The sequence below is a fragment of the uncultured Castellaniella sp. genome, from assembly GCF_937988725.1.
Taxonomy (GTDB): Bacteria; Pseudomonadota; Gammaproteobacteria; order Burkholderiales; family Burkholderiaceae_B; genus Castellaniella.
In genome coordinates, this window is record NZ_CALKHS010000008.1 from 254,849 (window position 1) to 269,725 (window position 14,877).

Sequence of the window (14,877 nt, forward strand, 5' to 3'; positions counted from 1 at the left end):
CGCGCCCGGCTCAGCCCAGCTGGCGGTAGATGGCTTCGGCCAGCACGTGCAGCCGCTCGCGTGGCAGGGCCGCGCTGACCGCGTAGCCCTGGCGCCCGTCGATCCAGTAGAAGCCCAGGGTCGACCCGTCGCGGGTCCACTGGAAGGCCGTCGGCGCGGCGGCGGTCGTTTTCCCCTGCGGCAGCACCGAAACGTAGAGCGTCACGCGTTCGCCGGCCGCGTCCTGGTACATGAACTGCGCGCGCGCCTGCCCGGCTTCGCCCGGCAGCAGGCGGCCGCCCACCAGGTGAAAGCCCTGGGCGTCGAGCGTCGGCACCTTCAGCGGCACGCCCAGCCGCTTGGACAGCCATTGCACCAGGTGCGCCTGCTGTTGCGCCGCCACCTCCACGGGGTGGCGCTGTTCCGGCACGTAGACCGCATGGGCGGCCGCCGCCTCGCGCACGAAGACCGGCAGCTGCGCCAGGGCGCCCGCCGCCGGCGGCGAGGCGTCGTGTCCCGCGCCGCCCAGGCCGTAGCCTGTGCCCAGCCCCAGCGCGAGCATCATCCCCGCCGCCAGCGCGTGCGGCCAGCGCCATTGCAGCGGCGGCCGGCGCAGCGCGCGGCGCAGCCTCGGCGGCACCGGCTCGTCCAGCACCTGGGCGTGCAGGGCTTGCAGGCCGGCGCATTGCGCCTGCAGGGCGGCGGCGCGGGCCGCCTCGTCGGGGTGCGCCGACAGCCATTGCGCCACTTCCGCGGCGCGCTCGGGCGCCAGCTCTCCATCCACCCAGGCATGGAGCGTGGTTTCGTCGGGGCGGTTCATGGACATCGATCGCATTCCTTCATTTGACGGCCTTCAAAGCCACCCTGGAAGGCGCTTCTCCCTCCATCAGGCGCCGCAGCTGCTCGCGCGCCCGCGCCAGGCGGGACATCACCGTGCCGATGGGGATGCCGAGCATCCGCGCCGTCTCGGCATAGCTGTATTGTTCCATCGCCACCAGCAGCAACACCTCGCGCGCCTGCGGCGCCAGCAGCGCCAACGCGCGTTCCAGGTCGAGCCGCAGCCCCAGGGCTGGCGTGGGATCGTGCCCCGGCTCGGGGGCTTCGTCCCAGTCGATCGTGCGCTCCCGCGCCGCCTCCCGCCACTGGTTGGCGAAGAGGTTGTGCATCAGGGTGAGCAGCCAGCCGCGCAGCGCCGCCTGGACCTGGTCCGCGGGCGCGGCCGGCGGCCGCCACAGCGCCCATTTCTGGCAGGCCCGCTCCAGCGTGTCCTGCACCAGGTCGTCCGCGCGCGCGGCGTCGCCCACCAGCGCCCGCGCGTAGCGGCGCAGGCGGGGGATGTGGGCGGCGGCGTCGTCGATGTCCACGCGCGCGGGATCGTTCTCAGGGTTTGGCGGCGTGCCAGGCGCCCTTGAGGAAACCGTCGCCCGTCTTGTCCCCGGGTTTGGCGTCCTTGGTCCAGTAGTAGAGCGGACGGCCCTTGTAGGCCCATTGCTTGCTGCCGTCGTCGCGGTTCACCACGCTCCAGTCGCCGGTGGCGGCGGCCCCGCCGGGCGCCATCAGCGGCGGCCAATTGGTGGCGCAGCCGCCGTTGCACACGCTCTTGCCCGAACCCGTGGCGTCCTTGTCGAAGACATAGAGCGTCATCTGGTTGGGGCCGACCAGCACGCCGTCCATGGCGGTGGCCGGCGCCTGGGCCTGAGCGTGAGCCGCGGGCGCCAGGGCGCAGGCGGCCAGCAGCATCGGGCCGAGGATGGAAAAGGAAGCGGAACGAGTCATGGCGGTTCTCCTTGCTTGGGTTGGTCTGCGGTAAACAGTCCAGCCGCGCGGTTTATTCCATTGGACTCCGTATTTTTGTCCGGGGCGACCCCCCGACAATAAAAAAAGCCGCCGGGACCGTGACCGGTCCGGCGGCTTTCGGGGCGGGGCGAAGTCGCCCTGAGGATCAGGCCTTGGCGGCCTGTTCCGCCTTCTTCACCTGGCGCCAGTGGTGCAGCAGCGGCTCGGTGTAGCCGTTGGGCTGTTCCAGGCCCTTGAAGATCAGGTCGCTGGCGGCCTTGAAGGCGCAGGACGTGTCGAAATGGCCGTCCATGGGTTCGTAGGCGGCGTCCCCGGCGTTCTGCTTGTCGACGACGGCGGCCATGCGGCGCAGGGTCTCTTCGACCTGCGCGCGGTTGGTGACGCCGTGCAGCAGCCAGTTGACGATGTGCTGGCTGGAGATCCGCAGCGTGGCGCGGTCTTCCATCAGGCCCACGTCATGGATGTCGGGGACTTTCGAGCAGCCCACGCCCTGGTCGATCCAGCGCACCACGTAGCCCAGGATGCCCTGGCAGTTGTTGTCCAGTTCCTGCTGGATCTGCTTGGGCGTCCAGGTGGGCGCGCCGGTGACCGGCACCGTCAGGATGCGGTCGAGGTAGTCCTCGTGGTGGTTTTCCAGGGACTTCTGCACTTCGACCACGTCGACCTGGTGGTAGTGCAGGGCGTGCAGCGTGGCGGCGGTGGGCGAGGGCACCCAGGCCGTGTTGCCGCCGGCCTTGACCTGGCTGACCTTCTGTTCGAGCATGGCGGCCATCAGGTCCGGCATGGCCCACATGCCCTTGCCGATCTGAGCGTGGCCGCGCAGGCCGCATTCCAGGCCGGTCTGCACGTTGTTCAGCTCGTAGGCCTGGATCCAGGCCTGGGACTTCATGTCGTGCTTGCGCACCATGACGCCGGCGCGCATGGAGGTGTGCAGCTCGTCGCCCGTGCGGTCCAGGAAGCCGGTGTTGATGAACACCACGCGCTCGGTGGCGGCGGCGATGCAGGCCTTCAGGTTGACGCTGGTGCGGCGTTCCTCGTCCATGATGCCCATCTTGATCGTGTTGGGCGCCAGGCCCAGCAGCTGTTCCACGCGGGCGAAGATTTCGCCGGCGAAGGCGACCTCGTCGGGGCCGTGCATTTTCGGCTTGACGACGTAGATGGACCCGGTGCGGGAGTTCTTGCGGGCCTTCAGGTCGTGGATGGCGATCAGCGCGGTGCAGGCGGCGTCCAGGATGCCTTCGGGCACTTCCTTGCCGTCGCGGTCGAGGATGGCCGGGTTGGTCATCAGGTGGCCGACGTTGCGCACGAACATCAGCGAGCGGCCGTGCAGCTTGGCGGCGCTGCCGTCGCGGGCGATGTATTCGCGGTCCGGATTCAGGCGGCGGGTGATGGTCTTGCCGCCCTTGACCAGGTCTTCGGTCAGGTCGCCCTTCATCAGGCCCAGCCAGTTGCGGTAGGCGACGACCTTGTCGTCGGCGTCGACGGCGGCGATGGAGTCCTCGCAGTCCATGATGGTGGTCAGGGCCGCTTCGACGACAACGTCCTTGATGTGGGCGGCGTCGGTTTTGCCGATGGGCGACTGGGCATCGAACTGGATCTCGAAGTGCAGGCCGTTGTGGCGGAACACCAGCGCTTCGGGGGATGCGGCGTTGCCGCGGTGGCCCAGGAAGGCGTCGGCCTTGGCCAGGCCGGTGACGCTGCCGTCCTTCAGGGTGACCTGAAGCGCGCCGCCGACGACGGCATAGCCGGTGGCGTCGCGATGCGAACCCTGGGCCAGGGCGATGTTGTCGTCCAGGAACTGGCGGGCGAAGGCGATGACGCGCGCGCCGCGCACCGGGTTGTAGCCGCCCGCGCGGGCCGCGTCGTCGGTTTCGGGGATGGCGTCGGTGCCGTACAGGGCGTCGTACAGGCTGCCCCAGCGCGCGTTGGCGGCGTTCAGGGCGTAGCGGGCGTTCATGACCGGCACGACCAGCTGCGGGCCGGCCTGTTCCGTGATTTCCGTGTCGACGTTGGCCGTGGTGACGGTGACCTTGGCCGGCGCGTCTTTCAGGTAGCCGATCTGGCGCAGGAAGGCGCGGTAGGCGGACGGGTCGGAGACGGCGCCGGGGTGCTTGCCGTACCAGTCGTCCATTGCGGCCTGGATGCGGTCGCGCTCGGCCAGCAGGGCGCGGTTCTTGGGCGCCAGGTCGTGGATGATGGCCGACAGGCCTTCCCAGAAGGCGGCGGACTGCACGCCCGTGCCGGGCAGTGCTTCCTGTTCGAGGAATTGGTGCAATACGGTTGCGACCTGGAGTCCATGGCTGGAAATGCGATCGGTCATGATGGTCCTTGGGTATTCTGAAGACGTTAACCTCTAATTATAGGCAGTCTTCTATAAGAGTTAAAGGGTGGCGGGTTCGCGGACGATACCCGGGCCGGGTTTCCAAGTTGTTGTCGCACAGAAGAAAAATGCCGTCCGGGCGGCGGCGGACCGGCTATATGCCGGTTCAGATACTGCTTATTCGCCGGGCGCTCGGGCCGGGCCTTGCCGTCCGGCGCCTCAGTGCGCGACGATCTGGATGCGCTGGCTGCCCAGTATGCCTCCCGAGGCGGTGATCTCGTCGCCCGGCTCGAGGTAGGCGCCGGTGGCCAGGCCGACGCCCGCCGGGGTTCCCAGCGTGATCACGTCGCCGCAGGACAGGCGAAAGAAGCGCGACAGGTAGGCGACGACTTCCTTCACGTTGAAGATCATCCCCGACGTCCTGGCGCATTGTTTGCGCTGGCCGTTGACGCTCAGTTCCAGCGGGATGTCGGCGGGATCGGGCACTTCGTCCGCGGTGACCAGCCAGGGGCCCAGGGGGCCGAAGCCGGGGGCGCTCTTGCCGATCGTCCACTGGCCGGCGTAGCGGTTCTGCCAGTACCGGTCGGTGAAGTCGTTGGACAGGCAATAGCCGCCCACGCAGTCGAGCGCCTGCTCTTCGCCGACCTGCCAGGCGTCGCGGCACAGCACGATGGCCATCTCGACTTCGTAGTCCACTTCCCGGCTGCCGGGAGAGAGCCGCAAGGGGTCGCGGGCGCCCGCGATGCAGCTAGGGGCCTTGTTGAAGACCAGCGGGTACTCGGGGATGGGCAGTTTCGCCTCCGCCGCATGGTCGGCGAAATTGAGCCCCAGGCCGATGAAATTGCCGACCTGCGCCACGCAGGGGCCTATGCGGGTGTCGGCGGGCAGGACGGGAAGCTGCGAGGCATCCAGCGCGCGCAGGCTTTGCAGCGCCTCGCCGGCCAGCGTGCGGCCCGTGATGTCGTCCACGACGCCGGACAGGTCGCGCAAGAGCCCCTGGGCATCGAGCAGACCGGGGTGTTCCTGGCCCGGCGCGCCGTGTCTGAAGAGTTTCATCGCCGCGTCCTCAGAGCATCGGTTTGTCGCAGGGCAGGAATTCGCCCTTGCCCGCCGTGCCCAGGAACTCGAATTCCCGGCTGACCAGTTCGCCGCGCGAGAACGTCATGACCGGCCAGCCGGTGACCGTGCGCCCCTCGTAAGGCGTGTAGTCCACGTCGTGGTGCAGCATCGTGTTGCTGATGACGACTTTCCGGTCGGGGTCCCAGAGGCTGATGTCGGCGTCGGAGCCCACCATGAGCGAACCCTTGCGGGGATAGAGCCCGTAGAGTTTGGCGGGCTGGGTGGACGTGAGCGCGACGAACTGGTGGATGCTGATGCGCCCGCCGTTGACGCCGCCCGAGAACAGCAGCGGCAGGCGTGTTTCCAGCCCGGGGATGCCGTTGGGGATGTACTGGAATTTCTGTTCCTTGCCGCGCAGTTTCTTGCCGTGCGGGTCCTCGTAGCTGAAGGGGGCGTGGTCCGAGGAAAAGACGGAGAACACGTTGTGCGCCAGGCCGCGCCAGACGGCCTCCTGGTTGGCCTCGTCGCGCGGCGGGGGGCTGCAGACGCACTTGGCGCCTTCGTAGTCGCCGTGTCCGAGGTCTTCGGCGGTGAGGTACAGGTACTGCGGGCAGGTTTCGGCATAGATGCGCTGGCCGCGTCCGCGGGCCCAGCGGATCTGTTCGATGGCTTCGCTGCCGGAGACGTGGACGATGAGGATGGGCACGTCGACCAGCTCGGAGAAGGTGATGGCCCGGTGGGTGGCTTCGCGTTCCACGGCCTGGGGGCGCGATACGGCGTGGTACTGCGGCGTGGTCTTGCCGTCGGCCACCAGGCGGTCGGTCAGCCAGCTGATGCAGTCCGAATTTTCCGCGTGCACCATGACCAGCGCGCCGCCCTGGCGCGCCACGTCCAGCACGTTCAGGATCTGGCGGTCATTGAGCTTCAGGTCGTCGTAGGTCATGTAGACCTTGAAGGAGGTGTAGCCCTCCCGGATGAGCGCCGGCAGTTCCTGTTCCAGGACTTCGGGCGTCGGATCCACCACGATCATGTGAAAGGCGTAGTCGATGCAGGACTTGCCGCCGGCGCGCTGGTGGTAGTCCTCCACGGCGGCGCGCAGCGACTGGCCTTTGAGCTGCGCCGCGAACGGGATGATGGTGGTGGTGCCGCCGCAGGCCGCCGAGCGGGAGCCGCTGACGAAGTCGTCCGCCATCCGCAGCCCGAAGCCTTGCGGCTGGTCCAGGTGGCAGTGGGCGTCCACGCCGCCGGGCAGGGCGAGCAGGCCGCTGGCGTCCACCGTTTTGCGTGCCGGCCCCAGCGCCGTGCCCAGGGCGACGATCTTGCCGTCCTGTATGCCGATGTCCGCGCGGAAGCGGTCGGCCGCCGTGACGATTTCCGCTCCGGTGATAAGAAGGTCCAGTTCCTGTGCCATGGTTGCTCTCAGAAGTGATGTTTTGTCGGCCGCCATGTGATGTGTGGATTGCGGGTGGCCATGACATCGAAGCGTAATGTTCGATGGTCATTGTCAACATTAGTGTTTTTACTTATGCGGTAGATTTTGTGCTTATTTTTCGACAGTTGTTCTTGTTTTTATAGTTGTTCTTAATCAATCAGTTATGGTGGAAATATGTTCGATCTGAAGGTCGATTTCAGGCCCTTGTAGGTGGCTGAAATCCGGTATTTCAGATCGAATGGAGAGAGGTTTTCTTTGACATATTGTACACATCATGTTTATGCTCTGAGTGCCAAGTCGCCTTTGAGAGCCGGGACAGGATTTCATGGGCGGAGATTCACTACACACACGACTACACCTGGCGAGGAGACAATCATGAGCTTCAAAGCAAAGAGCCTTTTTTTGGCCACGACGCTGGCTTTCACCTGCGTGGCATCGACGGCGGCCTGGGCGGATCCGGCAACGCTGAAGGTGCTGGGCAACTTCACGGGCAACAAAAAGCAGGTCGACCTGGTGGAACGGCCCTTCTTCACCCAGCTTGCCAAGGACACCGGCATTTCATCGCAGGTCAGCTACAGCCCCATGGACCTGGTCAACGTCAAGGCGGCGGATGCGCTGCGTCTCCTGAAGGCCGGCGCGTTTGACGTGGCCTCGGTGCAGATCGGCATGGCTTCGCGGGATGATCCCTTCCTGGAGGGCATCGACCTGGCCGGCGTGGCCACCAATGTCGCCGACCAGCGCAAGGTGATGGAAGCCATGCGCGACGAATTCGACAAGGAAGTCCAGAAGCGCTTCAACGCCAAGGTGCTCACCTTGTGGCCCTTCGGACCGCAGATCCTGTTCTGCAAGGACCCCATCGAAAAGCTGGAGGACTTCAAGGGCAAGAAGATCCGTACCTTCACGACGTCCATGGCCACCCTGGTGCAGGGCCTGGGCGGCTCACCCGTCACCTTGCAGTACGGCGAAGTCTATCTGGCCCTGCAGCGCGGCGTGGCCGATTGCGGCGTGACGGCGGCATCCGCCGGCAATGGCGGGAAATGGCCCGAAGTGACCAAATACCAGATCCCGCTGGCGGTCTCGAACGCCATGCAGGGGCATTTCATCAACATGGACACCTGGAACCAGTTTTCCCCCGAGAAGCAGGAGGCGCTGCTCAAGTCGTTCAAGAAGATGGAAAACGACATGTGGGACCTGGCCACCGCCATCGACAAGGACGCGACCAACTGCAATACCGGACAGGCGGATTGCAAGGAGCACACCAAGTACAACATGACGCTCAATCCGGTGACGCCGGAAGAACTCGCCCAGCTCAAGGGCGTCGTCAACCGCAATGTCCTGCCTCAGTGGGCCAAGGAATGCAACGCGGTGATAGAGGGGTGCTCCGACCGTTGGCTGTCCACCGTGGGCAAGGCCATGGGCTATGGCCGCATCTCCGGGATCCGGTAAGACGTTTTGATCGGAGGCTCTCATGGCCAGACCAAATTTGATCTCCAATGCGTGTTTACCGGTAGCCCGGGTAGCGGCGTATGTCGCTGGATATGCGTTGATCGTGTTGTCGTTGCTGATCACCTATGACGTCATCGTGCGCAAGCTGTTCGATGCCTCATCCATCGGAACGGATGAAATTGGCGGCTACATCGTTGCCATCATGGCTGCTTTCGGCTTCACCTACGCATTGCTGCAAGATGCTCATACGCGTATCGACATCTTCTACCAATGGTTGCCGGAACGCTTTCGGCTGATAGCAAATTTTCTGGCCATGTCCGGAATGGCGGCGTATGCCTGTTTCCTGGCCTGGCGGGCCTGGGGCACTCTGGACGAAAGCATCGCTTTCGGAAGCACCGCCAACACGCCGCTGCATACGCCGCAGTGGATTCCCCAGTCCATCTGGCTGCTGGGCCTGGTTCTGTTCGCCGCCGTCGCGGTGCTGCTCCTGCTGCATGCCGTCTGGCTGCTGGTGCGCGGCCGTTCGCACCAGGTGCTGCAGTTCTATGGCCCCAAGACGCTGGAGGAAGAGATCGAGGAGGAACTGCTGGACGTGGACGCCCTCGATAGTCAGCCCTCGTCCGCCGTGAGCGCCCAAGGAGACCGCCATGATTGATTTTGGCACCGCATTCATTGGCTTCATCATCATGCTGGCGCTGATGCTCACGGGCATCAGCATCGCGGCCTCGCTGTTCCTGACGGCGGCGCTGGGGGCCCTGCTCTATCTGGGCGTGCCGACGCTGATGTCTTTCGGCAACACCATGTGGGGGGCGCTGAACGACTTCATCCTCACCTGCATTCCCCTGTTCATCCTGCTGGGGGAAATCCTGGTGCGCGCAGGCGTGACGGACCGCATGTACCGTTCCCTGGCGGGGTGGCTGTCGCGCCTGCCCGGCGGCCTGCTGCATACCAACATCGTCTCGTGCTCCATCTTCGCCGCCATTTCCGGGTCTTCGGTGGCGACGGCGGCCACCATCGGCACGGTGGCGCTGCCGGCCCTGAAGGAACGCAAATATGACGAGAAGCTGGTGCTGGGCTCCGTCGCCGCGGGGGGCACCCTGGGGATCCTGATTCCGCCCAGCATCAACATGATCGTTTACGGCGCGATCACCAACACCTCGATCGGCAAGCTCTTCATCGCCGGCATCGTGCCCGGCCTGCTGCTGGCCGCCATGTTCATGCTGGCCATCATTCTGTTCAGCGTGATCCGGCCGTCCGTGGCCGGGACCAAGGAAGACCTCGCGCCGCTGTCGGAGCGTCTCCGCGACCTGTGCGGACTGATTCCGCCGGGCCTGGTCTTCTTCGTGGTGATGGGCGGCATCTACATGGGGTGGGCCACGCCCACCGAAGCCGCCGCGATCGGCGTGGTGATGTCGCTGCTGGTCGCCGCCTGGTACCGCAAGCTGAGCTTCGCCATGCTGCACGAATCCTTCCTGGCGGCCACGCGCACCACGGCCATGGTCCTGCTCATCATCCTGGGCGCCTTCTTCCTGAATTATGTCGTCGGGATGCTGGGCGTGCCGCAGGCCGTGTCCAACTACGTGGCCACCTTGGGCACGACGCCCATTGAAACCATCTGGATCCTGGTGGTGCTGTATATCATCCTGGGGTGCTTCCTCGAAACCCTGTCCATGATGATCGCCACGGTGCCCGTCATCGTGCCGCTGGTGGTGTCGCTGGGCTTCGACCCGGTGTGGTTCGGGATCTTCCTGGTGATCATGATGGAACTGTCGCTCATCACGCCGCCCGTCGGCATGAACCTGTACGTGGTCCAGGGCATCCGGGGCCGGGGGTCGATCGCGGACGTCATCCGCGGATCGTTGCCATTCGTGCTGATCATGCTGCTGCTGGTGGCGCTGATCATCTATTTCCCCGGTATCGCGCTCTGGCTGCCGTCGAAGCTGTGACGCCGGGCCGCATGACTTCCCTTTTTCAGGTTGATGGGTGATGAAATGACTAAACGTGTGTTGCTCGGGATCCTGACGCCGTCCTCCAATACGGCGCTGGAGCCCTTGACCAGCGCCATCGTCAGCGAGGTGCCGGGCGTGTCGGCGCACTTCGCGCGCTTTACGGTGACCAATATTTCGCTGGACCGGAACTCGCTGGGACAGTTCGACACCGGCAAGATACTGGATGCCGCCAGGCAGTTGGCGGATGCGCATGTGGACGTGATCGGATGGAGCGGGACGGCCGCCAGCTGGATGGGATTCGAGTCCGACGAGGCCCTGTGCCGCGAAATCACGGAGGCGACCGGCGTGCCGACGACGACCTCCGTGCTGGCGCTCAACGAGATCCTCGAGCGGACCGGCGTGAAGCGGCTGGGTCTGATCTCCCCCTACATCGAGTCCGTGCAGCGGGAGATCGTTGCGAACTACAAGGCCGCGGGCATCGACATTCCGGCGGAGCGCCATGCGGGCCTGCAGGTGAATTTCGACTTCTCCGAGGTCTCCGAATCCCAGGTGCTGCAGATGGCGCGCGAAGTGGCCGCCTCGGGGGTCGAGGCGCTGACGGTCATGTGCACGAACGTCAAGGCGGCGCAACTGGCCGAGCGCGTGGAAAGCGAACTCGGCATTCCCCTGTACGACTCGGTCTCGACCGTGGTGTGGAAGGCGCTCAAGATGGCGGGTGCCGATCCGAAGCAGGTCCGGAACTGGGGACGCCTGTTCCGCGAACTAGATTGAACGGGTGAGAACGCTCTTTCTCAATCCCAACGCCGATCCGGCCATCACGAGAGTGTTCCGGTTCGGCATCGCCGCCGCCATCGACGGCCGGGAAGACTACGCCGTGCGGCTCAACGCCGGCGCGCCGCGCATCATCGACAGCCTGGCCGACAATGAACTGGCGGCGCGGCTCATGGTCCGGCAGCTGCCCGTGATCGGCCGGGATTTCGACCAGATGGTCGTCATGTCCTCGCTGGACACGGGCTTTGATGTCCTGCGGGCGGCCAGCCCCATTCCCGTGCACGGATTCACCCGCAGCGTGCTGGCCTGGCAGGGGCGGCGGCAGGCGAAGCTGAATCCGGTCTTTTTCGGCGCCGAACTGGCGCCCGCCTATCAGGGGCTGTTCGAGGCCTCGGGCTGGGCGGGGCTGGTGGCGCAGACCCGGATCCTTCCCCTCTCGCCGCTTCAGGCCTGCGCGGCGCCGGAAACGGCGCTGGATGCCGCCGCGGAAATCTGCCGGGAATTGCAGTCCGTCAACGACTGCCCCTGTTTCATCGTGGGCGCCGTGGGCATCACCCTGAGCGAGGCTCTGGCGCATCGGGGGTACAACGTGCTTCAGCCGATTCCGGCCATGCTGGGCGCCCTGGACCTGGCGCCGTAACCGCGCCCGTCGGCGCGGCTGCCGCTTCAGGCTTGCGCGCGGCTGCTCGTGGGCACCTGGTAGGCGAAGCCGAGCTGTTCCAGATGCTGCGCGAATTCCAGCAGCTGGGCGTCGCGGCCGGGGCCCGCCACCAACTGCAGCCCGACGGGCAGGCCGTCGGCAGTGAAACCGCCCGGCAGCGACAGGCAGGGCAGCCCGGTCAGGGACACCAGGTAGGTGATTCGCAGGTAATCCAGGATGTCCCGCATGGGCTCGCCCTCGATTTCCGTGACGTCGGTGATGCTGTTCAGGAAGGGGGGCACCGAGGCGCTGACGGTCACCAGGATGTCGTGGTGTTCGAAGAACTGCTGGAAGGACTGATAGACCTGGCCGCGCTCTTGCTCCGCCAGCAGCAGTTCCTGGGCGCTCAGGCCGGCGCCGCGTTCGACGTTCCAGCGGAACGACGGCGTCAGCTGATCGCGGTGTTTTTCATAGAGTTCGTGGTGGGCGTAGTAGGCGCCGGCCGTGCCCAGCGTCAGGAAGGCGTGCCGCACGGCATCCGCGTTCGTCTGCGGATGTTCCCGTGTCAGCGGCATGCCGGCATGCCGCAGCCTGTCCAGGGCCGATTCGAAAACGGCCCGTACGTCGGAATGGATGGCGGTCACGCCCAGATCCGCGCTGCAGGCGACGCGCCATGCCCGATGCGGAGCCCCGGAAGGCTGGGCGCCGAGCATGGACAGGGGGTCTCTTGGGTCGGGCCCCGCGATGGCGTTGAACATGAGCGCGGCGTCGCGCACGGAGCGCGTGAGCAGGCCGTGCATGCCGAAGGCCGACCACAGGGATGATTTGGGCACATTGGGGATGCGGCCCAGGGAGGGCCGGAATCCGACGATGTGGCAGAAGCTGGCGGGCGTGCGCACCGAGCCGCCCATGTCCGTGCCCTGAGCCAGCGCCACCATGCCGTCGGCGACCGCGGCGGCGGAGCCGCCGCTGGAGCCCCCGGTGGAGTAGAGCGTGTTCCAGGGGTTGGCGGTGGGACCGCACAGCGCATTGGTGCAGACGGCGCCGCTGGCGAATTCCGGCGTGTTGGTCTTGCCCAGGATGATGGCGCCGGCTTGCCGCAACCGGCTGACCACCAGGTCGTCGGCGGCGGGGACGTGGTCCGCGTAGGCGCGTGAACCGAACGTGGTGCGCAAGCCGGCGGTGCGCGTGTTGTCCTTGATGGCGATCGGCAGGCCGCACAGCGGGCCCGCGGGCGCGCCGCTGGCCAGCGCGCGGTCCGCCGCTTCCGCCTGCTGGCGAGCTTCCTGAGCACAGACAGTGATGAAGGCCCGCAGCGAGGGATCGCGCTGCTCGATGCGGGCCAGGCTGGCGTCGACCAGGCGGCTGGCGCTCAGCCGGCCGCTGCGCAGGGCGGCGGTCAGATCGCTGGCGTCGACCTGGCAGAGGTGCGATGGCTGTAGCGATGCGTCGTCCAGCGGAACCTTCGGGCTGTCTGTGCTCATGGATCTTCCTTCAAGGCGGCGCGAATGGCCCGTTATTCCTGGACCATGGCGACGGGACGGCACCAGCCGCCGGAGGCGCGCTCGATCAGGATGGGGAAGATCGCGACCTTGAAGCCGTGCGTGGGCAGTTCATTGAGGCGCGCCATTTTTTCGACGTGGCAGTATTCCTTGTCGCGGCCGGCGTAATGCCCGGGGAAGAACGCGTCCTTGTCGCCGTGGCGCAGCGCTTCGGCCATCGTGGGGATGGGGATGTCCCAGCCCCAGCCGTCCGTGCCCATCATGCGGATGCCCTGTTCCACCAGCCACAGCGTGGATTCGCGTCCCATGCCGGGGTGGCGCATGACCCAGTCCACCTTGTCGAAGTCCTTCCAGCGGTCGGTGCGGATCAGCACGATGTTGCCGGGCTGGAGCGTGTAGTTGATCTTCTTGAGCGCTTCCTTGAGGTCGTCGACCCCGATCACGCGCCCTGCCTCCATCCAGGAGAAATCCAGCACCACGCCGTCGCCGTAGCACCATTCCAGGGGGATCTGGTCGATGGTCTTGGCGGGCTTGCCTTCGGAGGTCGGCCCGTAGTGGATGGGCGCGTCCATGTGCGTGCCGGCGTGGGTGGAGAGGGTGACGCGCTCCATGGCCGCGTGCACGCCGGGCAGGGGCAGTTCATCGGGCTGGATGCCGTAAGCCTTGGCCCTCAGGCGCCCCATTTCATAGTGGTCGGTGTATTCGATGTGCTGTTCCTGCGAATCGAAGGATGCGTTACGGATCGGCAGGCTGAGGTCGACCAGACGAAGTTTTTTTTCCGCGGACATGATGCTGTCTCCTGGGTGATGATGATGGTGCAGGGGGGATGCCGCGTCTTGTGCCGGCTTAGTTGCAAAGAATTTGTTGCCACAACTGTCAACAATCATATGAGACTTTGCATTCTTCGATGGTAACTATTGCGCCTATTTTTGTCAAAGGAGGTTTTCAGGCGAGGTGAGCGGATGGGCGAGAGGCCCGCTGCGTATTGCGCGCCGCGTGCCGCGAGCTGTTCCGAGGAATGTCCGCAAAATTCTGAAAGCTCATTGTGTACAATAAAGACCGACAAAATGAAGCCAGGTCTCGACAGGCCTTGGGGTCTTTTTCGGATCGCCCGGATTCGCAGCCATTCATTGCTCCAGAAACCCGACACCATGCTCACTCAGATCAAGAAGAACGCATCCCGCCGCAAACAGACCCGCGCCGTCATGGACGTCGAGGGCATCTATCAGCGCATACAGCTGGGCATTCTGGAGCGGCGCCTGCTGCCGGGGGCGAAGCTGGCGGAAGAGCGCCTGGCCGAAGTCACGGGCGTCAGCCGCACCAAGATCCGCCAGGTGCTGGCGCGTCTCGCCCACGAGCAGATCGTCACGCTCATCCCGAACCGGGGGGCCTACGTGGCCCAGCCCACGGTGGAGGAAGCGTGCGAGATGTTCGAAGCCAGGCGCCTGCTGGAGCCGCCGCTGGTGGCCAAGCTGTGCGGCCAGGCCACCCCGGAAGACGTGGCGGTCCTGCGCAGGCACCTCGCCGAGGAAAAAGAGGCCCGGGAACAGGATGACCTGCGTCGGATCATCCGCCTGTCAGGCCTGTTCCACATCCATCTGGTCGACATGGTGGCGGGGGGCTTCCTGGCGCGCGCCATTCGCGAGCTGACGTCCCTGACGTGCCTGATCATCACCCTGTACGACAGCCCCACCGCGTCCGCCTGCCCGCAGAACGAGCATTCCGACCTGGTGGACCTGATCGAGGCCGGCGATGCCGAAGGGGCTCACCGCCTCATGCTGGAACACCTGACGCATATCGAGCACAGCCTGAACCTGAAAGGCGCTCAGCCGCTGGAACCCGATTTCGACGAGTTGTTCGCGCACTGAGCGCGGGGGGCGGCAAGCCGCAGGCGCAGCGTGGGGGCCCTCTTTCATCGCCGGGCCGCCCCAAGATGAAAAGCGCCCCCTCGGGGGGCAGCAAGCCGCAGGCGCAGCGTGGGG

14 protein-coding genes are annotated in these 14,877 nt (G+C 65.8%); 6 read left to right on the forward strand and 8 right to left on the reverse strand.

The window, feature by feature from the left end; genetic code table 11:
- Positions 1–10: 10 nt before the first annotated feature.
- The 6 genes from Q0263_RS07475 to hydA form a co-directional block, all read right to left on the reverse strand.
- Complete coding sequence (locus tag Q0263_RS07475) at positions 11–805, reverse strand: anti-sigma factor (RefSeq protein ID WP_298014920.1); 795 nt, start codon at positions 803–805, stop codon at positions 11–13.
- 13 nt (positions 806–818) lie between these two features.
- Positions 819–1,343 carry an RNA polymerase sigma factor gene (locus Q0263_RS07480; RefSeq protein WP_298014922.1) on the reverse strand — a complete coding sequence of 175 codons (525 nt, stop codon included), beginning with the start codon at positions 1,341–1,343 and terminating at the stop codon, positions 819–821.
- 16 nt (positions 1,344–1,359) lie between these two features.
- Positions 1,360–1,755, reverse strand: coding sequence for a hypothetical protein (locus Q0263_RS07485; RefSeq protein WP_298014924.1), 396 nt, complete (start codon positions 1,753–1,755; stop codon positions 1,360–1,362).
- A gap of 166 nt (positions 1,756–1,921) precedes the next feature.
- On the reverse strand, positions 1,922–4,096 hold the full coding sequence (locus Q0263_RS07490) for a malate synthase G (RefSeq protein ID WP_298014926.1): 2,175 nt from the start codon (positions 4,094–4,096) through the stop codon (positions 1,922–1,924).
- A gap of 219 nt (positions 4,097–4,315) precedes the next feature.
- A complete protein-coding gene (locus tag Q0263_RS07495) occupies positions 4,316–5,152 on the reverse strand; it encodes a fumarylacetoacetate hydrolase family protein (RefSeq protein WP_298014928.1) in 837 nt (278 codons plus the stop codon).
- 10 nt (positions 5,153–5,162) lie between these two features.
- Complete coding sequence (gene hydA, locus Q0263_RS07500) at positions 5,163–6,566, reverse strand: dihydropyrimidinase (RefSeq protein ID WP_298014930.1); 1,404 nt, start codon at positions 6,564–6,566, stop codon at positions 5,163–5,165.
- A 396-nt stretch (positions 6,567–6,962) separates the two neighbouring features.
- Between hydA and Q0263_RS07505 the strand changes: the two genes are divergently transcribed.
- The 5 genes from Q0263_RS07505 (at position 6,963) to Q0263_RS07525 (ending at position 11,393) form a co-directional block, all read left to right on the forward strand.
- The gene (locus Q0263_RS07505) at positions 6,963–8,033 is read left to right on the forward strand and encodes a TRAP transporter substrate-binding protein (RefSeq protein WP_298014932.1); all 1,071 of its coding nucleotides are present in this window, start codon (positions 6,963–6,965) and stop codon (positions 8,031–8,033) included.
- A 103-nt stretch (positions 8,034–8,136) separates the two neighbouring features.
- Positions 8,137–8,688, forward strand: a complete 552-nt coding sequence (locus tag Q0263_RS07510; RefSeq protein ID WP_298014934.1) for a TRAP transporter small permease — start codon at positions 8,137–8,139, stop codon at positions 8,686–8,688.
- Entirely contained in the window at positions 8,681–9,979 is a 1,299-nt protein-coding gene (locus Q0263_RS07515; RefSeq protein ID WP_298014936.1) for a TRAP transporter large permease, read from the forward strand. The genes Q0263_RS07510 and Q0263_RS07515 overlap by 8 nt, the downstream gene beginning before the upstream one ends.
- Before the next feature lie 45 nt (positions 9,980–10,024).
- Positions 10,025–10,753, forward strand: coding sequence for an aspartate/glutamate racemase family protein (locus Q0263_RS07520; RefSeq protein WP_298014938.1), 729 nt, complete (start codon positions 10,025–10,027; stop codon positions 10,751–10,753).
- A gap of 4 nt (positions 10,754–10,757) precedes the next feature.
- Positions 10,758–11,393 (forward strand): aspartate/glutamate racemase family protein, encoded by a 636-nt coding sequence (locus Q0263_RS07525; protein WP_298014940.1) that lies wholly within the window; start codon positions 10,758–10,760, stop codon positions 11,391–11,393.
- A 26-nt stretch (positions 11,394–11,419) separates the two neighbouring features.
- On the opposite strand, the gene Q0263_RS07530 is transcribed toward Q0263_RS07525, so the two are convergent.
- Complete coding sequence (locus Q0263_RS07530; protein WP_298014941.1) at positions 11,420–12,877, reverse strand: amidase; 1,458 nt, start codon at positions 12,875–12,877, stop codon at positions 11,420–11,422.
- A 32-nt stretch (positions 12,878–12,909) separates the two neighbouring features.
- Positions 12,910–13,683, reverse strand: coding sequence for a cyclase family protein (locus Q0263_RS07535; RefSeq protein WP_298014943.1), 774 nt, complete (start codon positions 13,681–13,683; stop codon positions 12,910–12,912).
- A 363-nt stretch (positions 13,684–14,046) separates the two neighbouring features.
- On the opposite strand from Q0263_RS07535, the gene Q0263_RS07540 reads away from it, so the two are divergent.
- On the forward strand, positions 14,047–14,763 hold the full coding sequence (locus Q0263_RS07540) for a GntR family transcriptional regulator (protein ID WP_298014944.1): 717 nt from the start codon (positions 14,047–14,049) through the stop codon (positions 14,761–14,763).
- The last annotated feature ends 114 nt before the right edge of the window (positions 14,764–14,877 follow it).